The 20,967-nt window shown below is 34.4% G+C and carries 21 protein-coding genes; 4 read left to right on the plus strand and 17 right to left on the minus strand.

What is annotated here, in order from left to right:
* Positions 1 to 110 precede the first annotated feature (110 nt).
* Genes ACJJVT_RS01080 through ACJJVT_RS01095 form a run of 4 tightly spaced genes read right to left on the minus strand, consistent with a single transcriptional unit; the run spans position 111 to position 3,748 of the window.
* Positions 111 to 1,643 carry a cryptochrome/photolyase family protein gene (locus tag ACJJVT_RS01080; RefSeq protein ID WP_405395738.1) on the minus strand — a complete coding sequence of 511 codons (1,533 nt, stop codon included), beginning with the start codon at positions 1,641 to 1,643 and terminating at the stop codon, positions 111 to 113.
* Positions 1,644 to 1,669: 26 nt separating this feature from the next.
* On the minus strand, positions 1,670 to 2,965 hold the full coding sequence (locus ACJJVT_RS01085) for a DASH family cryptochrome (protein WP_405395741.1): 1,296 nt from the start codon (positions 2,963 to 2,965) through the stop codon (positions 1,670 to 1,672).
* Positions 2,958 to 3,113, minus strand: a complete 156-nt coding sequence (locus tag ACJJVT_RS01090) for a DUF2256 domain-containing protein (RefSeq protein WP_299325835.1) — start codon at positions 3,111 to 3,113, stop codon at positions 2,958 to 2,960. The genes ACJJVT_RS01085 and ACJJVT_RS01090 overlap by 8 nt, the downstream gene beginning before the upstream one ends.
* On the minus strand, positions 3,113 to 3,748 hold the full coding sequence (locus tag ACJJVT_RS01095; RefSeq protein WP_405395743.1) for a flavin reductase family protein: 636 nt from the start codon (positions 3,746 to 3,748) through the stop codon (positions 3,113 to 3,115). Before ACJJVT_RS01095 ends, ACJJVT_RS01090 begins: the two co-directional genes overlap by 1 nt.
* Before the next feature lie 153 nt (positions 3,749 to 3,901).
* On the opposite strand from ACJJVT_RS01095, the gene ACJJVT_RS01100 reads away from it, so the two are divergent.
* The gene (locus ACJJVT_RS01100; RefSeq protein WP_405395746.1) at positions 3,902 to 5,245 is read left to right on the plus strand and encodes an FAD-dependent oxidoreductase; all 1,344 of its coding nucleotides are present in this window, start codon (positions 3,902 to 3,904) and stop codon (positions 5,243 to 5,245) included.
* On the opposite strand, the gene ACJJVT_RS01105 is transcribed toward ACJJVT_RS01100, so the two are convergent.
* On the minus strand, positions 5,246 to 5,659 hold the full coding sequence (locus tag ACJJVT_RS01105) for a DUF4174 domain-containing protein (protein ID WP_405395748.1): 414 nt from the start codon (positions 5,657 to 5,659) through the stop codon (positions 5,246 to 5,248).
* A 97-nt stretch (positions 5,660 to 5,756) separates the two neighbouring features.
* Between ACJJVT_RS01105 and ACJJVT_RS01110 the strand changes: the two genes are divergently transcribed.
* Positions 5,757 to 6,985 (plus strand): IS3 family transposase gene (locus tag ACJJVT_RS01110; RefSeq protein WP_405395749.1). Its coding sequence is split into 2 segments (ribosomal slippage): positions 5,757 to 6,105 and positions 6,105 to 6,985, totalling 1,230 coding nucleotides; the frame shifts between segments, so codons are not numbered across the junction.
* A gap of 60 nt (positions 6,986 to 7,045) precedes the next feature.
* Here the strand turns inward: ACJJVT_RS01110 and ACJJVT_RS01115 are convergent.
* A complete protein-coding gene (locus ACJJVT_RS01115) occupies positions 7,046 to 7,825 on the minus strand; it encodes a zinc ribbon domain-containing protein (RefSeq protein WP_073247240.1) in 780 nt (259 codons plus the stop codon).
* A 1-nt stretch (position 7,826) separates the two neighbouring features.
* The gene (locus tag ACJJVT_RS01120) at positions 7,827 to 8,921 is read right to left on the minus strand and encodes a Nif3-like dinuclear metal center hexameric protein (RefSeq protein ID WP_405395751.1); all 1,095 of its coding nucleotides are present in this window, start codon (positions 8,919 to 8,921) and stop codon (positions 7,827 to 7,829) included.
* A gap of 50 nt (positions 8,922 to 8,971) precedes the next feature.
* Between ACJJVT_RS01120 and lpxK the strand changes: the two genes are divergently transcribed.
* Positions 8,972 to 9,973 (plus strand): tetraacyldisaccharide 4'-kinase, encoded by a 1,002-nt coding sequence (gene lpxK / locus ACJJVT_RS01125; RefSeq protein ID WP_405395752.1) that lies wholly within the window; start codon positions 8,972 to 8,974, stop codon positions 9,971 to 9,973.
* Here the strand turns inward: lpxK and ACJJVT_RS01130 are convergent.
* The 9 genes from ACJJVT_RS01130 to ACJJVT_RS01170 all read right to left on the minus strand — a co-directional run bounded on the left by ACJJVT_RS01130 (position 9,954) and on the right by ACJJVT_RS01170 (position 18,873).
* Positions 9,954 to 12,173, minus strand: a complete 2,220-nt coding sequence (locus ACJJVT_RS01130; RefSeq protein ID WP_405395753.1) for an ATP-binding protein — start codon at positions 12,171 to 12,173, stop codon at positions 9,954 to 9,956. The two genes, lpxK and ACJJVT_RS01130, sit on opposite strands and share 20 nt — an antisense overlap.
* Positions 12,170 to 13,180: a type I glyceraldehyde-3-phosphate dehydrogenase gene (gene gap, locus ACJJVT_RS01135; RefSeq protein WP_405395754.1), complete on the minus strand. Its 1,011-nt coding sequence runs from the start codon at positions 13,178 to 13,180 to the stop codon at positions 12,170 to 12,172. The genes ACJJVT_RS01130 and gap overlap by 4 nt, the downstream gene beginning before the upstream one ends.
* Positions 13,181 to 13,281: 101 nt before the next feature.
* Entirely contained in the window at positions 13,282 to 14,157 is an 876-nt protein-coding gene (gene lipA / locus ACJJVT_RS01140; RefSeq protein ID WP_036156039.1) for a lipoyl synthase, read from the minus strand.
* Positions 14,158 to 14,265: 108 nt separating this feature from the next.
* Complete coding sequence (locus tag ACJJVT_RS01145; RefSeq protein ID WP_133688771.1) at positions 14,266 to 14,823, minus strand: RNA polymerase sigma factor; 558 nt, start codon at positions 14,821 to 14,823, stop codon at positions 14,266 to 14,268.
* Between the two features lie 43 nt (positions 14,824 to 14,866).
* Positions 14,867 to 15,070, minus strand: coding sequence for a membrane or secreted protein (locus ACJJVT_RS01150; protein WP_133688772.1), 204 nt, complete (start codon positions 15,068 to 15,070; stop codon positions 14,867 to 14,869).
* Between the two features lie 74 nt (positions 15,071 to 15,144).
* Positions 15,145 to 15,903: an anti-sigma factor domain-containing protein gene (locus ACJJVT_RS01155; RefSeq protein WP_133688773.1), complete on the minus strand. Its 759-nt coding sequence runs from the start codon at positions 15,901 to 15,903 to the stop codon at positions 15,145 to 15,147.
* Positions 15,900 to 16,463, minus strand: coding sequence for an RNA polymerase sigma factor (locus ACJJVT_RS01160; protein ID WP_036156031.1), 564 nt, complete (start codon positions 16,461 to 16,463; stop codon positions 15,900 to 15,902). Before ACJJVT_RS01160 ends, ACJJVT_RS01155 begins: the two co-directional genes overlap by 4 nt.
* 203 nt (positions 16,464 to 16,666) lie before the next feature.
* Complete coding sequence (murB, locus tag ACJJVT_RS01165) at positions 16,667 to 17,683, minus strand: UDP-N-acetylmuramate dehydrogenase (RefSeq protein WP_405395757.1); 1,017 nt, start codon at positions 17,681 to 17,683, stop codon at positions 16,667 to 16,669.
* The gene (locus tag ACJJVT_RS01170; RefSeq protein ID WP_405395760.1) at positions 17,683 to 18,873 is read right to left on the minus strand and encodes a pyridoxal phosphate-dependent aminotransferase; all 1,191 of its coding nucleotides are present in this window, start codon (positions 18,871 to 18,873) and stop codon (positions 17,683 to 17,685) included. Before ACJJVT_RS01170 ends, murB begins: the two co-directional genes overlap by 1 nt.
* A 148-nt stretch (positions 18,874 to 19,021) precedes the next feature.
* On the opposite strand from ACJJVT_RS01170, the gene ACJJVT_RS01175 reads away from it, so the two are divergent.
* The gene (locus ACJJVT_RS01175) at positions 19,022 to 20,359 is read left to right on the plus strand and encodes an aspartyl protease family protein (RefSeq protein WP_405395762.1); all 1,338 of its coding nucleotides are present in this window, start codon (positions 19,022 to 19,024) and stop codon (positions 20,357 to 20,359) included.
* A 55-nt stretch (positions 20,360 to 20,414) separates the two neighbouring features.
* Here the strand turns inward: ACJJVT_RS01175 and ACJJVT_RS01180 are convergent, their stop codons facing one another.
* Complete coding sequence (locus ACJJVT_RS01180; RefSeq protein WP_084135100.1) at positions 20,415 to 20,807, minus strand: DUF1573 domain-containing protein; 393 nt, start codon at positions 20,805 to 20,807, stop codon at positions 20,415 to 20,417.
* Between the last annotated feature and the right edge of the window lie 160 nt (positions 20,808 to 20,967).

Consider the following 20,967-nt stretch of genomic DNA (forward strand, 5'->3'; position numbering starts at 1 on the left):
TGAAAAGGTGTTTTCTTTATATAGGCGCTCTCGCGGAATGTTCTAAATATTTACGTTTCAAAAGTATAATTTAGACTATTTTGAGGTGTAAATTTTACTTTAAATAACCATTAAATTGTGTCTAGATTTTCAATAATATGAGCAGCTCTTTCTTGAATTTCTGCAAGCTTGTTCCCATCCATTTTATTTAAAAGCGCCATCATCATATTCATACGTTGGTTGTCTTTAAAATGTTCTCTTTTTTCAGATAGAAAATTCCAATATAGCGAGTTAAAAGGGCACGCTTTTTCACCAATTTTCTTGGTATGGCTATAGTGGCAATTACCGCAATAATTACTCATTTTGTTGATGTAATTAGCGCTGCTTACATAAGGTTTTGTTGCTACGATACCGTCATCGGCAAACTGGCTCATACCTCTAGTATTGGTAATTTCAACCCATTCTATGGCGTCTATATAAACCCCTAAATACCACTTATCTACTTCATCTGGGTCTATTTGAGTCAATAAAGAAAAATTACCGATAACCATAAGTCTTTGAATATGATGTGCATAAGAAGCATCTAAGCTTTGACCGATTGCTTTTTTTAGGCAATTCATTTTTGTATTACCTGACCAGAAGAAATCTGGTAATTTATTGGTATTGTTTAATGTGTTCAGTTCTTTGTATTCGGGCATTTCTTTCCAATAAATACCTCTCATATACTCTCTCCAACCTAAAATTTGCCGTATAAAACCTTCTACCTGAGATATATTTATATTGGTAGTTTTATCGTAAAAATGATTTAAAACAGCATCTATAACTTCTTTAGGCGATAGTATTTTGGCATTCATTGCGAAAGATAATCTAGAATGAAAAAGAAACTTCTCGTCATCATGCATTGCATCTTGATAATCTCCAAAATGTGGTAAAAGTTGTTTACAGAAGTAATCTAACGTGCTTAAGCATTCTTCTCTCGTTACCGGCCAAGCAAAAGATTCTGAATCTATTTTACCAATTGTTTGCACATTCGCATTCTTGAGGAGTTCAATAATTTCTTCTACATTTTTAATGAACTCTTTTTCTTTGGGTATAGGTGGCTGACCCTTCCATTTATTTCTATTGCTTTGATCGTAATTCCATTTTCCTCCTTCCGGTTGATCATTTTGAACCATTATGTCGTGCTTTTTACGCATCATTCTATAAAAGCTTTCCATGACCATTTGCTTTTTACCGGTATAGAAATCTTTTAGCTCATATCTGGTCGTATAAAAATGTTCGCTATCGTAATAATCATGAGCGATATCTAAAGAATTACAAATTTGTTGCAGCTGTTGGTCAAGCCTATATTCGTCTGGCAGTTGATACTCGAATTTTTCGGCATTAGTTTCGGCTATTGTATTTGAAATAATTTGCTCTAAATTTTGAGGATTGTTTTTATCATCTAGTTGGTAATACATAAAATTATGCCCTTTTGCAGAAAGGTCTTCTTTAAAACTTCGCATTGCGAGAAAGAAGGCGGTCACTTTTTGAATATGATGTTTTACATAATCGGTCTCTTGCTTCATTTCAGCCATCACATAAGTGATGTCATCATTTACCGAAGAAAACCATGAATGATTTTGATTTAATTGGTCACCTAAAATTAAGCGTACTATTTTCATTTTCTTGTTTGTTATTTCGTGTTAGGTTAGAATAAGGTCTCTTGTAACCATAGCCTTTGATATTTACCTGCAGCGTCATACCTTTCAGCTTGACCTTTAATATTGAATTTTCTGTTTCTGGGATCATTACCGACTCCGCTAGCGTACATCCAATTTCCCCAATTGCTGTGTACATCATAATCTATTAGCATACTTTCAAAATAAGCGGCACCAATTCGCCAATCTTGTTCTAGTTCTTTAGACCAAAAGCTAGCCACATTTTGTCTACCTCTATTGCTCATCCATCCGGTTTCTGATAGTTCTTTCATGTTAGCATTTATAAAGGGTTCTTTAGTTAAACCATTGATCCAAGTGTGTTTATCTTTTTCATTGGTTCTCGGATCATAAGTAGTATTTAGAATTCCCCCTAACTTAAAAATTGCATCACGGTGTTTTAGTGAAACATATTTAAAATAATCCCTCCAAATCAATTCAAAAATTAACCAATACGTATCTTGGTTTTTAATGATTTCACGCTCAAATTTTTTCACTTCCCAGTAAATTGTTCTTGGCGAGATGCTACCATTTGCTAACCAAGCAGATAATTTAGAACTGTAGTCGATACCAATTAATCCGTTTCTCGTTTTTTTATAAAAACTTAATTTTTTGGTTTCCCAAAAGTAATTTTGAACTCTCTTGAGCGCCTCTAATTCACCGCCTTCAAAAGGAAAAGCAGAATTAGTATGTGTAGAGAAATTTGTGAAGCCGAGTTCTTTTAATGTGGGAATTTCAGTATCAGTACCCACTAAGTTTTCATCAGATAGATTAGTCGGTAGTTCGGCAATAGGTCTTACTTTGCAAATAGCTTCACACTTTTTTCTGAAGTTTGTAAAAACATCGGGTATAGAGGTAAACTCATCAAAAGGGATATCATCTGGGTGATATAAAAATTGATCATATACTTCATTGAATTTGATATTAGAAGGTATTTTTTTCTTTACGTCATTCAATATCACAAGCTCATCTCTTGTCCATTCTTTTTGCAAGAAAATAGTATCGATTTTATGCTTCTCTATTAGATTAGGTAAGTAATCTACAGAATTACCGAGGTAAACAAAAAGCGGAATATTCAGTTTTTCAAGTTCTTGTTTTAATTGCTTTACAGTTTCTAGCAGAAATTTTGCTCTGTATTTTGCTGTTCTTTTGAATCCGAATTCATCAGTTTCAAAGAATAAAGATTCAAAACAGTAAAAGCCGATAACCTTATTGCCTTTCATAGCTTCTACCAGAGAAGAATTATCACGAACACCTAGGTCGTTTCTAAACCAGATTAAATTATTCATGAATTTCGGTTTTAAGTTTATTACGTCTACATTTTTCTCCGCAGTACTTTACATCGTCCCAATTGCGTGCCCATTTCTTGCGCCATGAAAAAGGTTTATTACAGGTAGCGCAAATTTTAGTTTCTAGATTTACTTTTTTATGCGCCACTATAGTATATGTTTACTGGGTTCGTCTGGTTTTGCATAAGCGAATCGTGCTAAAAGCTGCGGTAGGGCATAAGCATCTAAACCATTGATGGCAACAGTATTTGCTTTATCTAACTGCAACCAACCGTCATCGTGTAAAATAGCATCTGGCATGTAGACATGTTCAATAGCACCAATTATTAATAGACAACCATTCTCTTTAATTTCATATTCGTTCACATAGCTACAACCTAATTTAATTGCACTCTCTTTTACGTACGGAGCCTGAAAATCATCTAAATAAGATTCGGTTAAATCGGTTTTTGCAAACTCTGAAATATCTTCATCATAGCTAGCTGCAGTATGGTGTGCATCATTAATAATAGCTTCGTTAACCTGGTTGACCGTGAAGAATCCGCTTTCTTTAAAGTTGGCATAGGTGTTTCTTTTCACTGTTAATGGTCTTAGAATAAACCCAAGCATAGGTGGCGTACTACCAATATGAACTACAGAATTGAAAATCGCCAAATTACTAATACCGCTACCAGATTTAGAACCAAGTAGGTTCGCAGATTTATAACCGGTGCAACTATTAATTAAATGCGCTCTATATCTACTAGGCATTTTACCTAGGTCTTCTTTACTAAAATGTTCCAAATTATATATTTTGTTTAACAAAAATAATTAAAAATTAAACAGATATGAGCTCAATAAAGAAAATGATTAGTTTAGTTTATCTCTTTATACAAGAAATGAAGGCATAATTTCATATTTTTAACATTCAATTAATGTTGGCTTAAAGCCTAAAACATGACCCAAGAAAAAAAGAACATTGCCATTATTGGCTCAGGCCTAGTAGGATCTTTGCTTGCCATTTACCTGAAAAGATACGGACATCAAATTACGGTATTCGATAGAAGACCAGATATTAGAAATATAGAATTTTCTGGTCGATCCATAAATCTTGCTATGAGCAATAGGGGGTGGAACGCTTTGAGGGCAGTTGGCATAGAAGACGAGATTAAAGAAATTGCCATACCCTTAGATAAAAGGGCGATGCATGTGATAGGGAAGGAGCAATATTTTCAAAAGTACGGTAAAGACGGTGAGGCTATTTGGTCTATTTCACGTGGTGTACTAAACAGGCGAATGATTGATTTGGCAGAGGAGAACGGAGTAGAATTTCGTTTCGAAGAAAAAGTTTGGGATATAGATTTGCCAGGCGCCAAAGTATTTACGGGGGAAAGTGAAAAAGGGGAGTGGATAGAATATCCGTTCGATTTAGTATTTGGTTGCGACGGAGCATTTTCGCGCGTTCGTCATAAAATGCAACGACGTAGTAGATTTGATTATTCTCAGCGTTTTATCGATGTTGGGTATAAAGAATTGACCATACCGGCAAATGCAGATGGTTCTCATAAATTAGATAAGAATTCTTTTCATATATGGCCACGTGGTAAATTTATGTTTATCGCTATGCCAAATTTAGATGGCAGTTTTACCTGTACATTATTTATGCCCTTTGAAGGTGATGTTTCATTTGAAAATATAAAGACCAAAAAAGAAGCGGTACATTTTTTCAATACCTATTTCCCGAATGTTATGGATGATATAGAGAATCTTACAGAAGATTTCTTTAAGAACCCAACGAGCGCCATGGTAACGATGAAATGCTATCCTTGGACATATTGGGACAAAGTAGCCCTTGTAGGCGACTCAGCGCATGCCGTAGTGCCATTTTACGGACAAGGAATGAACGCTGGCTTCGAAGATATTTTTGTGTTAGATGAAATTATAAAGGAATTCGGAGATGATTGGGGACGCATTTTTTCTACCTATCAAGAAAAACGCAAACCGAATGCAGATGCTATTGCAGAATTAAGCTATCGTAATTTTGTGGAGATGAGCAGTAAAACTGCCGACACTAATTTCTTACTTCAGAAAAAAATAGAAAAGCATTTTTCGGCAAAGCATCCAGAAAAATGGATTCCCGCTTACAGTAGAGTAACATTCTCAAATAGACCCTATGCAGAAGCACTAGCAGAAGGCGATGCACAAGAAGATATTATGCGAGAAGTTATGAAACTACCAAATATAGCAGAGAAATGGGATAGCGAAGAAGTTGAAAAACTAATGCTAAAGCTAATAGGGTAATTACTTATTATACCTCATTTCACTTTTGCGCATTGGCATACTATCTATTAAGTCAAGCAATTTTTTTAGGTTAAATGGGTATGTGGTTTTAGATTTAATTCCGCCATCCTTTCCTATTAAAATATAACCATCGTATGTTTCTGGCAGTATGTCTGATTTTTTTATTTCTTTAGATTTTCTATCAACGCTATATAATAGATTGTCTTTATAAACGAAAACAAGAAGAGCTCTTTCAGAAAATTTAGAAGCATTATTATCGATAATTTCTAAGGAAGATTTTACATCGGTAGTATTAGTATCGTTTTCATAAAGAATTACAATTCTATTTTTCCATTTGTAGTCCGATAAATCTTGAGCTTCCATATTAAAACTATGCATCATAATAAAAATGAAAATGATTTTTAGAGATTTCATAGTAATGAATGTAAACAAAAAAAGCCATCTTTTAAAGATGGCTTTTTTAATATATGTGTCCCGTCCTGAAATAAGTTGACACAAAATCGACTTATTTATGAAACATTCAATTACTACGGTAAACAAGCGTACCCAACGCGATTATAATCTGGGCTTTAAACTAAGTGTTGTCCAACAGGTCGAAAAAGGCGAGATGACTTATAAGCAGGCGCAAAAGGCTTATGGCATTCAAGGTAGAAGTACCGTTTTGGTTTGGCTGAGAAAACATGGTACATTAGATTGGAGTAAACCAATACGCCGTCAAATGCCGAAATCAAAAGAAACGCCTGCCCAAAAAATCAAACGCTTGGAGAGAGAGTTTTCTGATGAAAAACTGAGGAACAAAATTCTCAACACCATAATCGATATCTCCGATAAACAATATGGAACCGCTATCAGAAAAAAGCATTCGCCCAATCAATCCAGCGCATCCGACAAGAACAACGATTAAGTTTATCTCGTTGTTGTCGATTGTTTGGGATAAGTAGACAAGGGGTCTACCAAGCAGAAAAGCGTATCATAAAAAGAGAACGGGAGTTTATGCAAGTAAGGAACTTGGTCGAGGGTGTTCGCAAGGATATGCCCAGGCTCGGAACACGAAAGCTGTATTACCTGCTAAAGGACGAATTCGCAAAGCACAATTTAAAAATAGGAAGAGATGCCCTGTTTGGATATTTACGCTCGGAATCGATGCTGATAAGACCAAGAAAGAATTACACCAAAACAACAAACTCTAACCATTGGCTTAGAAAACATCCTAATCTGATGAAAGAAACCGAAGTTTCCGGACCGGAAGAGTTCTTCGTCAGTGACATTACATACATTAAAAGCAGGGAACGGACACATTTCCTATCCTTGGTAACGGATGCCTATAGCAGAAAAATAATGGGATATCACCTTAGTGATGATATGAGTGCGGAGAATGTGGTAAAGGCGGTAAGAATGGCGAACAACAATAGATTAACAAGCAAATATCTAATTCATCATTCCGATAGGGGATTGCAGTATTGCTCCGCCATATACCAAAAAGAACTAAGGCTAAGTAATATGACCCCATCAATGACTGATGGGTATGATTGCTACCAAAATGCATTGGCAGAACGAATGAACGGAATATTGAAAGGGGAATTCTTAATCTATAAATGTAATAGTGGCAAGGAATTAAAAAAGCTAATAGTAGAATCAATAAGAACGTATAATAACAAAAGACCACACTTGAGCCTAAAATATAAAACACCTAACTTTATACACAACAAAAAACCAGAGAAGCTAGCTTCTCTGGTTTAATATTAATTATTTAAAAACTGTCAACCTATTTTAGGACGACTCAATGTAAGATGTTTGCTATTATAATTTAGCGAACATTTTTTGCATTTTTTCGCTTTCTTCTTCAGCTAACGTTGGGTCAACTAAAATACGACCACTATGCTCATCTGTAATTATCTTCTTTCTTGAAGCAATTTCAACTTGAACCTGAGGTGGAATAGTAAAGAAAGAACCACCAGAAGCACCTCTTTCAATTGGCACAACAGCTAAACCATTCTTAACATTGTTACGAATACGTGCATATGCCTTTACCAAACGCTCTTCAATTTTATCTTGAAATTTGATAGACTCTTCTAATAGCGCTTTTTCTTCTTTCTCAGTTTCCGCAAGAATAGCGTTCAATTCGCTTTTCTTATGCTTAAGGTGAGCTTCACGTTCAGATAAACGTTCTTTAGTTTCAGAAATAACCGCTTTCTTCTGATCAATTTGAGCTTTGAATTCTTTAATGTTCTTTTCAGCTAATTGAATTTCCAATTCTTGAAACTCCAATTCTTTACTGATAGAATTAAATTCTCTACTGTTACGAACATTCTTTTGTTGTTCGCCGTATTTTTTAATTAAAGTCTTTGCTTCTTCAATAAGGTTCTTCTTAGCACCGATTTCGAAATTGATATTCTCTAAATCAGATTTAAGTTTATCCATTCTCGTTTTTAGGCCAAGGACTTCATCTTCCAAATCTTCTACTTCTAAAGGAAGTTCTCCTCGAACATTCCTTATTTCATCAACCCTAGAATCAATTAATTGCAAATCATATAATGCTCTTAACTTTGCTTCTACAGATGAATCTTCTTTTTTTGCCATATTAAAAATAATTGATGGGATTTGTTATACTTTCCGATAAATGGATTGCAAAATTAGGAATTTTTTTCGTAAGATAATCAACTAAAAGGTTTTTTGTAAACTGCTCAGTTTCAAAGTGTCCTATATCTGCCAAAACTATTTGGTTTTCAGCCTCATAAAATTGATGGTATTTAAGGTCTGCGGTAACAAATACGTCTGCTCCGGCTGCTTTTGCTGCGCCAATGGCAAATGAACCACTGCCACCAAGTACGGCCACTTTTTTAACCGGTTTATTTAAAAAATTAGAATGTCGTACCAATTTAGCATTCATTTTAAGCTTTAAATGGTTCAAAAACGCTATTTCTGAAAGCTCTTTATCCATTTCACCCACCATACCCATACCAATATATTGGTTGGTATTTTCTATAGTTTGTATGTCATAAGCGACTTCTTCATATGGGTGAGAAGACAATAAAGCATTAACTACAGCAGATTCTTCGTTCTTACCAAATACACAGGTAAGCATTGTTTCATTTTCTGTATGTGTAGCGCCAATACTTCCCTTTGTAGGGTTCGCGTCTGCATTCGCTTTATAGGTGCCATTACCTTCAACAGTAAAACTACAATCAGAATAATCGCCAATATCACCTGCGCCAGCAGTAAAAAGTGCATTTTTTACTTCTTCTAGATTATCATTAGGAATATAGGTGGTTAGTTTTTTAATCGTATTTTTTTGAGGAATCAATATCTTGGTGTTCGATAAACCTAAAGCCTCACAGATTTTAGCATTAACACCATGTCGAGCATTGTCAAGAGCCGTATGGTTAGAATATATGGCAATATCATTTTTAATCGCTTTGATAACCACGCGTTCCACATAATTTTTACCGGTAATTTTTTTTAGTCCCCCGAAAATAATAGGATGAAAACTTACAATTAAATTACATTTTTTAGCAATGGCTTCATCGACAACATTTTCTAAAGTATCTAGAGTAACAAGTACTCCGCTGACTTCTGCAGAAGCGTTACCAACTAACAATCCTACGTTGTCAAAATCTTCGGCATAGCTTAAAGGAGCGAAGTCCTCTAATATTTTGGTGATGTCTTTTACAGTCATTTTATTGAAAAATAAGATATCCAAAGATAAATTATTATAATTTCGTTCTGATGCAGGTATTACGAAAACTTCTTTTTCCTATTTCATTGGTCTACGGCTTTATTGTGTTTCTTAGAAATCGCCTGTATGATACGGGTGTTTTTTCTTCAAAATCGTTTTCGACAAAAACAATTTGTGTTGGTAATTTAAGTGTAGGCGGAACAGGAAAAACACCTATGATAGAGTTACTCGTACGTTCTCTTGGTGAAGAATTTCAAGTAGCAATTCTGAGTAGAGGTTACAAAAGAAAATCGCAAGGATTCTTACTTTCTACTGAAGAAACGAGTGTAGAAGATTTGGGTGATGAGCCTTTTCAACTAAAAACTAAATTCCCTGAAATTACTGTAGCAGTTGATGCTGATAGAAGAAATGGTATAAGTCAACTTGAAAATATAATTAAGCCCGATGTAATTCTATTAGACGATGCTTTTCAGCATAGAAAAGTAAAGCCAGATTTTTCTATTCTATTAACCGCATATGATAATTTGTATGTGAATGATTGGTATTTACCAACGGGTAATTTGCGAGATTCTAAAAGAGAGGCAAGTCGTGCAAATGTGATAGTAGTAACTAAATGTCCGGCAGATATATCTCAGCAAGACAGAGCTTCAATAGCGGCAAAAATAAATATTGCATCTGATCAAAAGCTATTGTTCAGTTATTTGACGTATAATGCTGATTTAAAAGGAACTGAGGTGACTTTAAATTCGTTAAAAGGGAAAAATGTAACATTGGTAACGGGTATTGCTAATCCTGCGCCATTAGCGAAATATTTACATTCAGTCGGACTCACTTTTGAGCACTTAAAATATAGCGACCACCATTTCTTTTCTGATCAAGAGATTGCGATATTAAGAGAAAAAGAGTGTATTCTAACTACAGAGAAAGACTATGTGCGTTTACAATCTAAACTACCTAAGTTGCATTATATTGAAGTTAAGCATGAGTTTTTAGAAGATGGTAAAGCTATTTTAGAAGCAGCATTAAATCAGTTTATGACAAAGACTTCTTAGGTCTTTTGTCAAAAATATTCTCCCCTATCTTTTGGTAAAAAACTTCAGGCTTAAATGGTTTGGTGACTACGTCGTCACAACCTGCGGCATAGAAACTCTCTAAACTATCATCTAATGAAATAGCTGTTAAGGCAATTATAGGAGTGTCTTGATTGAATTTTCTAATTTGAATGGTCGCTTCTTCACCACTAATACCGGGCATATGAATATCCATAAGTATGGCATCATATACATTCTCTTGAGCGGCTGTAACTGCTTCATGACCGTTATTGGCAATGTCACTGGTCATATCTCTTTTAGAAAGCATTTTTTTGGTGATAACCTGGTTTATTTTGTTATCCTCAACAATTAGTAAATGCAGCCCTTTAAAATCATAATCTTTAGGTGTTATCTCAAACGGAATATCTTCAGTTGTACTGTCAATGCTCTTCATCTTAATTTCGAAGAAGAAAGAACTTCCCTCATCTAATGCACTCTCAAGCTCAATTTTACTTTCAAATAAGCTAAGTAGACTTTTTACAATAGTAAGACCTAAACCGGTACCACCATACTCACGGTTAATCTGAATAGAGCCTTGTTCAAATCCTTCGAAAATACTTTTTTGCTTCTCTTTTGAGATACCAATACCATTATCTTTAACTTCAAAATAGATGGTAATATCATCTTCGACTTTGTTTAATAATTTGGCAATAACCTTTACCTCACCACCTTTGGTAAATTTGATAGAATTACCAATCAAATTCATGAAAACTTGAGAGAGTTTTAGTGGGTCGCTCAGTAAATTATTTGGTATTTCAGAATCGTATTCTAAAACTAAGTTTGTCTTATTTGCCTTTGCACTTTGTCCTAAAGAATTAATTACTTCATTAATCACCTTATTAAGGTTGAACTCCATGTTTAGGGGTTCTAATTTGTTCGCATCAATTTTGTTGATGTGTAGTATGTCATTAATAAAATTAAGTAAATAATCTCCAGAAAATTTTAGCGCCTTTAAGTGTTCTTTTTGATGCTCTTCTGGGTTTTCTTCTAATAGAAGATGGGTTAAGCCAGTAACAGCATACAGCGGAGTTCTAAGTTCGTGACTCACTGTAGAAAGGAAATTCGTTTTCGCTTCCATTGCTTGTACGGCGCCATCACGAGCAATTTGCAATTCTTTGTTTTTAGTCTGTAAAAGGTCGTTGGTTTTTAACTTTATCTGGTTATTCCTATACAGTGTAACTGCCAATAATGAAATAATAATTAAAAATGCAGAAGTTAAGATTGCAGTAAGTTCTGACCTGTTTTGAGACTCGGTAAGCTCTTCTATTTTTTTCTCTTGGCGTGCAATCTCTTCAGTCTTGTAGTCATCCCTAATCTTATCGGCTGTTTTGGCCTCAATTATATTTTTATCAATATTGAAAATCGAATCTTTTAATTGTACCAGATTTTGTGTGTTTACAAGAGACTTTTGGTATAAACCAAGTCTTTCGTATACAGAAGATAATAAGGTATTCGAATTTTTAATGTCTTCTAAAAAACCGTTGGCAGTAGCAAGGGTTAATGCATTTTCACCGTTTTTAGCAGCCTCAGATAAATTATCGATTTTCAGATTTAACTCTGCAAGCGTTAGATATGCTTGGGTGGTAAGATATTCTTTTTCGTAAAGATCGGTATTTACAATAAGGGAGTTCAAATTCTTAGAGGCACTATCATATTTCTCTAAACTGAGATATACCTTTGCTTCGGTTAATAACAGATTGTTATAAAAATTACGATCGTTATTTAATTGTTTAGCTTCATTTAGCATAAATAATGCTTGAAAATTTCTATTACTTCTGAGTAAAAGAATAGCTTCAATATATTTGTGCATACCATCACCATAAGGGTATGCAATATCTTTTAATAGAACACTTGCGCGATCCCAGTAAAATTCGGTATCCCCCTCTTTATCAATCTTTAAGTAGAGTAGTGCTAATTCGTGTAAACTATCGATAAGACCCTTAATATCTTCACCTTTTTCAGCTTCATTTGCAGCTGTATTTAGTGTTTCGAGCGCAAGATCGATTTTATCTTGATTCTTGAATTTTCTTGCTTGATCGAAATAAGGTTGTATATCTGTTTTTTGAATTTGATCTTGTGAGAATAGGGCGGTGGTAGTCGCCAAAATTACAATGGGGACTAGTAAAATTTTAAGTGCTTTATTTAAAAATAAAATCTTCAAATATAATTTTTAGTACTAATAAAATTAATTAAATCTATGATTCTGCTGCTATATCCGGTTTCGTTATCGTACCAGCCGATAATTTTGACCATTTTTCCTATTACGGAAGTCATCAAAGAATCAAACGTACAAGAATAACAACTATTGTTTATATCAATAGAAACTATTGGATCACTGGTGTAGTGTACAATATTTTTAAACTGATTTTTTGAAGCTTTCTCAAATGTAGAATTTATTTCTTCAATACTTGTAGTGCGTTTTACATTCAAGGTAATATCGGTCAATGAACCATTAGGTACCGGTACCCTAATGCCACAACCCCCAATGGTATCTGCTAATTCTGGGAATATTTTGGTCAACGCTTTTGCTGCACCAGTGGTTGTTGGTACTATAGACTGTGATGCCGCACGAGCTCTCCTTAGGTCTCTATGTGGTTGATCGTGTAAACTTTGGTCTGTGGTGTAAGAATGTATCGTTGTTATATATGCCTGTTCAATTCCGCACAAATCATTGATAATTTTTATCATTGGCGCAGCATTGTTGGTGGTGCAAGACGCATTAGATATAATATCATCAGATTTTGTTAATGTATTTTCATTAATACCAAAGACAATCATTTTAATATCATCTTCGGTTGGTGGCACTGATAAAATAACTTTTTTAGCACCATTTTTAATATGAAAAGCTAACGTTTCTCTGTCCTTGAATTTACCTGTACATTCTACAACCAAATCAACAGCCGTAGATGACCAGTTTATTTTAGACGGGTGAGATTCGTTAAAAAGTGCTATCGCTTTATCATTAACAATAATATGCTTTTCGTTATGAGAGATATTAAGCGGCGAAGTACCGTGAATACTATCGTATTTTAATAAATGCGAAAGTGTACGGGTGTCTGCCAAATCATTAATGGCAACCACATTTAAATTTTCATGAGTTTGCATAAGCCGAAATAGGGTTCTTCCTATTCTTCCAAAACCATTAATGCCTATGTTCAGTTTTTGCATTATTTACCGATAAGTGTGTTCAGTTAATACAAATAGTTCTCATTAAATGAGAACTATTAATTTTCCTTAGAATAGTTACTAAGAATTATGTTCTTAAGGATTTATAGAATATGCTTGTGTGCTTTGTAAGAAGATCTTACTAAGGCACCGCTTTCAACATGTCTAAATCCCATTTCAAGACCTATATCTTCATATTTCTTAAATTGCTCAGGAGTAATAAATTCCTTAACAGGAAGATGTTTTTTAGATGGTTGCAGGTACTGACCTATAGTAACAACATCAACATCTGCATTACGCAAATCTGCCAATGTGGTAATAACTTCATCTTCGTGTTCACCAAGACCTAGCATAATACCAGATTTAGTTCTATTGATACCTTGCTTTTTTAAGTAGTTAAGCGCTTCAAGACTACGTTCGTATTTTGCTTGTATACGTACTTCTCTAGTAAGTCTTTTAACAGTTTCCATATTATGTGAAACAACTTCAGGAGAAACGGCAACAATTCTATCTAAATGCTTTTCTATACCTTGAAAATCAGGAATTAGAGTTTCTAAAGTTGTAGTAGGATTCATTCTGCGTATCGCCTTCACGGTTTCTGCCCAAATGATAGAACCCATGTCTTTAAGGTCATCTCTGTCAACAGATGTAATTACAGCGTGCTTAATACCCATAATTTTTATAGATCTAGCAACCTTTTCAGGTTCTGCCCAATCTACATTTTCAGGTCTACCGGTTTTAACACCACAGAATCCGCATGATCTGGTACAAACATTACCTAATATCATAAAAGTTGCGGTACCTTCTCCCCAGCATTCACCCATGTTAGGGCAGCTACCACTAGTGCAAATAGTGTGTAAGTCATACTTATCTACCAAACCTCTAAGCTGAGTGTATTTCTTACCCGTAGGTAATTTTACTCTAAGCCATTTCGGTTTACCTTTTGGTGGGGCAACATTTTCTTTTAAAACTGTAGACATGCTCTAAATTTTATACAAATATACGAACTAAAAAAGTGAGGGTAAAGCAGAATTGCCTAATGCACAAATGAGTTCTAAATTATGAGAAATTTCTTAATGAACTGTAGTTTACTTTCTTTCTTTAATAATTTCTGAAAGTAATTTTTTAGCCCTTAGAAGTTTTACTTTGACACTGTTTATGGGCTCGTTCAAATGAGCGGCAATATCAGCATAACTTAACTCATTAAAATACCTAAGATTGATAACGGCTTGGTAATGAGGTTTCAGTTTTTTAATATCTCTAAGTAAATCGGCTAAATTTTGTTCTTGAATCAGTTGGTCTTCCATAGAAGGAGAGGCATCTAAAGCACTCGTTATAACTTCAGAATTACTTCTAGAATCTAATAAACTCTTTTTTCGCTTTCTAACTAAATCGATATGTATGTTTTTTGAAATGGCAATTAACCAAGTTTTAAAAACATATGAATCGTTATAGGTTTTTATTTTATCGAAAGCTTTAGAAAAAGTTTGAATGGTGATATCTTCAGAATCATTTTCGTTTTCGGTGCGCTTTAATTGAAAGCCGTAAACATCGTTCCAGAACATATCTAACAAGCGACTAAAGGCAATTTGCTTGCCTTCTTTCGCTTTGCGTATTGTTTCTTCTAAAGTGTCTGTTTTATTCAAAAACTGATTTTGGTATGCGTAATGTTAAGATAAGAAATTTTGATTACTCGGTAATCATATCCTTTTTACAATCTTGTTCACTTGGCATTTTGCCACACATACCGCAAGCTTGACCATCTTGATTCAAAAAAGGACTTTGACTTGCGCAAGTTCCTGCAAACTCTCCGTCTTTTTTAGACCATATTTTAATTGCGATACCCGCAAATGCCAATGCTAACAACCCAATGGTTAATAATGCTAGTTTCATATGCTAAATTTTAAACAAAGATAAAAAATAAAGCCCCAAAAATGGGGCTTTAAGAATACTTTATGTGTGAAAGCTTAGTAAGCTATGTTCGCAACTATGTTTTCTACGTTAGGTGCATGGTTACCACCTTTTTGCTCAATTGTAATATAACCAACAGCATTTTCAGCATATGGTAATGCTAGTAGCTTTTGTTGATCACCGGCTTCTTCAATAATACCTAGATTAATCATTTTACCGTTAACCTCTGCCCACATTTGAAAACACTGGCTTTCAGGTATATGAGGTAATTTGCTTACGTTAATATATGATAACTTCTTAACAGGGTTTATGTAAGCAACAGCCTTTAAGTCTTTTGCTTTCTGATTACCCTTAACGTTATATTTTTTAGTTTGAGGATTGTTTAGAACGATAAACTGGTTACGTACATCTTCTAACTGCTCTTTCATGTTTTCTTCAAGCAATTTTATCTTATTGCTAACAACACTGTTCTCTTCTTGCAAACTCTGGTTTTGATTCCAGAAGAAAGTAGAGATACCGATAAACATTATAGCTGTAATACTTGCAGCAATGGCATAACTATAGAATCTTTTTCTGCCCTTACGCTCAGCTTTAATTCTTGAATTAATTTTATCTTTTAAACCTTGTGGGGCTTCAATTGCGTGAAGCTTGGCGAAAATTTCAAGATTATCCTGTAATTCACTATATGTTTCCCTTACCTCTGGGTACATAGCAATATAGCGCTCTACCTGAAGGCTTTCCAAATCAGTAGTTGTTCCCAATAGGTACTTTTCTAATAAATCAGAATCAAGGAATATTCTTATTTTGTCTTTCATAATACGAAATTTAATAACATGGCAACTACGGCAGGACCATAGATTTTACCTAATTCGCGTAATCCAATTTTAAGTCTAGATTTAATAGTTCCTAAAGGAATATCCAACTCATCACTTGCTTCTTGTTGGGTCATACCTTGAAAGAAAAGAGCTTCTAGAACAATTTGATATTTATCTTCAATTTTGTCTAGATGTTCTCTTACATCCATTAACTCAGGTCTTGTACTTTCTACGCCTAAAGTATATACGTCAGAAACGTCTATTTGGATTTCTTTATCAGATTTTGTGTTGACACTTCTTAATTTGTCAATAGCGGTATTTCTCGTAATTCTAAAAAGCCATGTAAAAAGCTTTGCTTTTTTAGGATCGTATGAATCTGCTTTTTTCCAAATCTTCACAAAAGATTCTTGAACTACATCTTGAGCCAAATCGGGATCACGCACAACCTTGTTTGCCACACCTAGTAGGGTGTCGGCATAATTATCGTACAAGAGAGAAATCGCTTTTTCGTTTCTTTCTTGTAATAATTCAACAATATGATTTTCTAATAGAGTGCTCATAATTTAAAAGATGTGCATATTTTTTTAAGATGGACATCCAAATGCTAAGATTGAACCGTATATGATTAAACGCTAAATTATAAAATTGATTGTTAACGATGCGTTTTATGAAAATATATATTGAATAAGTGGTCGGCTGGTAACTGCCCACTTTGTTTTGGTTGGTTTGGTTTGGTAATAACCCTTGTAATTTTTTACAGGGGTTATTTTATTAAATTAACCTCAGGACTTATCTCTATATTGAATTTCGTTTTAACGGCATCAATAATTTTTGCTGCTAAATCTAGAATATCTTTTCCGGTTGCATTGTCATAGTTTACAAGTACTAAAGCTTGATTTTTATGAACTCCTGCATCACCAAAACGTTTTCCTTTAAATCCGCATTGCTCAATTAACCAACCTGCCGGAATTTTATATAACTCATCAGTTATCTTATAAAAAGGAGCATCAGGATTCTTTAAGGCAAAATCTTCAAAAATTTCTTTTTCAACTATTGGGTTTTTAAAAAAACTACCACTATTACCTAATACTTTCGGGTCAGGTAATTTTTGCTGTCTAATAGCGATCACGGCATTAGAAATATCTTTAATTGTCGGGTTTGCTATCGACTCTTTTTCTAATTGCCCTTCAATTGCACCGTAACCAGAATTAATTTTGTGTTCTGTTTTGGTAAATGAAAAAGTGACCGATGTGATAACGAATTGGTCTTTTCCTTCATTCTTAAAAAACGAATCTCGGTAACCGAATTTACATTCTTCTTTAGTTAACGTGACCAACTGCTGGTCTTCAATTCTTATAACTTCACAGCTAACAAAGCAATCTTTCAATTCAACACCATAGGCACCAATATTTTGTATAGGCGCAGTACCGGTATTACCAGGTATTAAAGACATATTCTCTAATCCCCCAAAATTATGATCAAGTGTCCACATGACTAGCTCGTGCCAATTCTCACCTGCCATAACCTTTACTTGTACGTTATCGGTAGATTCTGATATAATTTTTTTTCCTTTTAAAGCTACATGAATAAACAACGCTTCAATACGATCCGAAAGCAACATATTGCTACCACCACCAATTACAATTTTTCTATCATAATCTTGGTTGCTCAACACATCTTGTAATTCTTCGACAGAGCTCACTTCAACAAAGAATCTTGCTATAGCATCAATACCGAAAGTATTGTAGTTTTTTAGAGAAAAGTGTTCATGTACAATCATTAGCCCTTGTAGCTTTTAAGCGCTTCTTTTAAAATAAAAACAGCTCTTTTTAAACTTTCTTGGTCAAGAACATAGGCAATTCTAATTTGGTTCTTACCTAAACCCTCAGTGGCATAAAATCCTGCTGCAGGCGCTACCATAACTGTTTCGTTATCTATGTTGAAATCTTCTAACAACCACTGTGCAAAGTGATCGGCATCTTTAATAGGTAGTTCCGCTATACAGTAAAATGCGCCTTGAGGTCTTGCTATTTTAATACCTTCAATCTTTTTTAACTCCGCAATAAGTATATTTCTTCTTGCAACATATTCTGTTTTTACTTCGGCAAAATAGCTATCTGGGGTATCTAAAGCTGCCTCACTTGCTATTTGTGCATAGGTAGGTGGCGATAGTCTTGCCTGTGCAAATTTCATTGCCGTGGCTATAAATTCTTTATTTTTAGAAACCAAGTAGCCAATACGTGCGCCACACATGCTATATCTTTTAGAAACCGAATCAATAACAATGGCGTGATCCGCTAAACCTTCTTCTTTTAATATTGAAGCATGAGTTTTATTATCATAGGTAAATTCTCTATAAACTTCATCTGCAACTAGGTAGATATTGTGCTTTTTAACTAATGCAGCTAATTTTTGAATTTCTTCTTTACTATATAAATATCCCGTTGGGTTGCCAGGGTTGCATATTAATATAGCTTTAGTTCTAGGTGTAATTAATTTTTCAAAATCTTCTATTGGTGGAAGAGCAAAATTATCTTCAATTTTTGAAACTACAGGAACAACTGTTACACCACAGGCAGTGGCAAACCCATTATAGTTGGCGTAAAATGGTTCAGGAATTATAATTTCGTCATCGGTGTCTGCAATGGTATTCATTGCAAAAGACAAAGCTTCAGAGCCACCGGTAGTAACGATAATATCTGTTGCACTTACAGGTATATCATTTTTAAGATAATACTTTGCAATTTTTGTTCGAAACTCCTCAGAGCCCTCGGTACGACTGTATTCTAATACATTAATGTTATTATTTTTTACAGCGTCTAAAGCTTGTTGGGGCGTTTTTATATCTGGTTGCCCAATGTTCAAATGAATGACATTAATTCCTCTTTTTTTTGCACTTTCAGCAAACGGAACTAACTTTCTTATGGGCGATTGAGGCATGGTAAGCCCCTTGTTTGAAACAGATGGCATATAAATTGAATTTTACACAAAAGTGATAAATGATTATGGTTCTTACAAAGTAATTAGGCTTTTATTTGGTTTTACTTATCGTGTTAAAATTAGGTGCTGTATCAAATTATTATGTATCTTAAAAAGGGTTAACTAATTCATACAGATTATGTTACGAAAATATACCGTTCTTTTATTTCTTTTGTCATGTTGTTTTTCCTTTTCAGGAATAGCACAAACCTATCAATTACCTGCAGGAAAGAAATTTCATAAAGTCAAGTTTGAGCTCATTAATAACCTAATGGTCATACCTATTGATGTTAATGGAACGGAGTTGTCCTTCGTATTAGATTCTGGTGTTGGTACACCTATATTATTCAATTTAGCTGACCAAGATTCTATTCAGTTAAATAACGTTACAGAAATTACAATTAATGGGTTAGGTGATGGCGACCCTATTAACGCATTAAAATCAACCGGAAATTTTGTTCAGTTGGGCAATGTTAAGAATGTCTCACAAAACATTTATGTTGTAATGGATGCTGGTATAAACTTTTCGCCAAGTTTAGGTATTCCGGTGCATGGTATAATTGGTTATGACTTATTTCGCGATTTTGTTGTTGATATAAATTATGTAAAGCAAACCATCAAATTTCATGACCCAGAGCTATATAAATATAAAAAGTCAAAGAAGACTAGGGTTGTAGATATGTCGGTCATTAGAAAGAAGGCATATTTAGATGCTTTTGTGATGATTGGTAAGAATGAGGAGATACCTGTAAAAATGTTATTGGATACCGGTAGTAGCGATGCGGTTTGGCTATTTGAAGATGAAAGAATTCAATTACCCGAAAAGCATTATCAAGATTTTTTAGGAAAAGGTCTTGCTGGTGATATTTTTGGCAAGCGAACAAAAATCAGTCATTTAAAGATTGCAGATTTTGTATTGAGTGATGCCAAGGCGGCTTTCCCAGATATGGAGACTTTTACAACTATTTCAGATTTTGGAGGTAGAAACGGAAGCTTGGGTGGTGAGGTTATAAAACGTTTTAATGTAGTATTCGATTATAGAAATGAAAAATTGATAATGACCAAGAATGCCAATTTCGGCAAACTGTTTCAATATAATATTAGCGGAATTGATTTGCAACATGCAGGTATGCGTTATGTGTCAGAACGAATTACCGATTCGAATGGTGTGGTAAATAGTGAAGCCAAAACATATGGCGATGTGCAAATTATACTTCAGGGTGCTACAAGATTAAGCTTGGTGCCAGAGATAATCGTTTCGGGTATACGTCAGGGGAGTCCGGCACATTCGGCAGGCTTGCGAGAAGGCGATGTTATTTTGGCAGTGAACGGCAAACGCATCCACAGGTATAAATTACAAGAGATTATGCATATGCTAAATTTCAAAAAAGATAAACGAGTGAAGGTCTTAGTAGAGCGATATGATAACGATCTGCTTTTTAGTTTTGTTCTAAAGCCTTTGTTTGATGAACAATAGCGCATAAAAAAAGCCCAACTTCTCAGTTGGGCTTTTTGTTTTCTAAAAAGTTCTTTTATTTGGTACCAGTAGTAGCTTGAACTTCTCCTTTGATTTTTAAAACCTTAGTAGGAGTGTCAGCGTTAGATATTACCGTAATTGCTTTACGGATAGGACCAACTCTATTGGTATCATATTTTACCTGAATCTCACCTGTTTTACCTGGTAAAATTGGGTCTTCTGGTTTTTTTGGAATGGTACAACCACAACTAGAACTTACTTTACTCACGATAAGTGGCGCAGTTCCTGTGTTTGTAAATTCAAAAACTCTTACTCCGTCAGATCCTTTCGCGATTTCGCCGTAATCAACAGTTTCAGATTTAAACTCTATTTTGGCAGCAGCATCTTGTGCTGTTAAGCTAAATCCTAGTAAGCCTACAAATAATACAAGTACTATTTTTTTCATCATTTCTAATTTTGGGTGGATGTCAAAATTAAATCTTTTCAGATCAACCTCAAAATCCTTTTGTTATACTCTAACGTTACTTATTTTTGTTTCGTATTTATGTTTAGGTAAAATTCAGCTGAAATGACCGTTAGAATGTCAATTCGGCTTTATTTTTAATGAC

It is taken from the genome of Maribacter sp. Asnod2-G09 (assembly GCF_045063795.1).
Lineage (GTDB): Bacteria > Bacteroidota > Bacteroidia > Flavobacteriales > Flavobacteriaceae > Maribacter.

Coding starts and splice junctions, on each gene's coding strand:
- ACJJVT_RS01080 (WP_405395738.1), bottom strand. CDS start 1,643: ATGAAAATAGTACGCTTAATTTTAGGTGACCAATTAAATCAAAATCAT.
- ACJJVT_RS01085 (WP_405395741.1), bottom strand. CDS start 2,965: ATGAATAATTTAATCTGGTTTAGAAACGACCTAGGTGTTCGTGATAAT.
- ACJJVT_RS01100 (WP_405395746.1), top strand. CDS start 3,902: ATGACCCAAGAAAAAAAGAACATTGCCATTATTGGCTCAGGCCTAGTA.
- ACJJVT_RS01105 (WP_405395748.1), bottom strand. CDS start 5,659: ATGAAATCTCTAAAAATCATTTTCATTTTTATTATGATGCATAGTTTT.
- ACJJVT_RS01115 (WP_073247240.1), bottom strand. CDS start 7,825: ATGGCAAAAAAAGAAGATTCATCTGTAGAAGCAAAGTTAAGAGCATTA.
- ACJJVT_RS01120 (WP_405395751.1), bottom strand. CDS start 8,921: ATGACTGTAAAAGACATCACCAAAATATTAGAGGACTTCGCTCCTTTA.
- lpxK (WP_405395752.1), top strand. CDS start 8,972: ATGCAGGTATTACGAAAACTTCTTTTTCCTATTTCATTGGTCTACGGC.
- gap (WP_405395754.1), bottom strand. CDS start 13,180: ATGCAAAAACTGAACATAGGCATTAATGGTTTTGGAAGAATAGGAAGA.
- lipA (WP_036156039.1), bottom strand. CDS start 14,157: ATGTCTACAGTTTTAAAAGAAAATGTTGCCCCACCAAAAGGTAAACCG.
- ACJJVT_RS01150 (WP_133688772.1), bottom strand. CDS start 15,070: ATGAAACTAGCATTATTAACCATTGGGTTGTTAGCATTGGCATTTGCG.
- ACJJVT_RS01155 (WP_133688773.1), bottom strand. CDS start 15,903: ATGAAAGACAAAATAAGAATATTCCTTGATTCTGATTTATTAGAAAAG.
- ACJJVT_RS01160 (WP_036156031.1), bottom strand. CDS start 16,463: ATGAGCACTCTATTAGAAAATCATATTGTTGAATTATTACAAGAAAGA.
- murB (WP_405395757.1), bottom strand. CDS start 17,683: ATGATTGTACATGAACACTTTTCTCTAAAAAACTACAATACTTTCGGT.
- ACJJVT_RS01170 (WP_405395760.1), bottom strand. CDS start 18,873: ATGCCATCTGTTTCAAACAAGGGGCTTACCATGCCTCAATCGCCCATA.
- ACJJVT_RS01175 (WP_405395762.1), top strand. CDS start 19,022: ATGTTACGAAAATATACCGTTCTTTTATTTCTTTTGTCATGTTGTTTT.
- ACJJVT_RS01180 (WP_084135100.1), bottom strand. CDS start 20,807: ATGATGAAAAAAATAGTACTTGTATTATTTGTAGGCTTACTAGGATTT.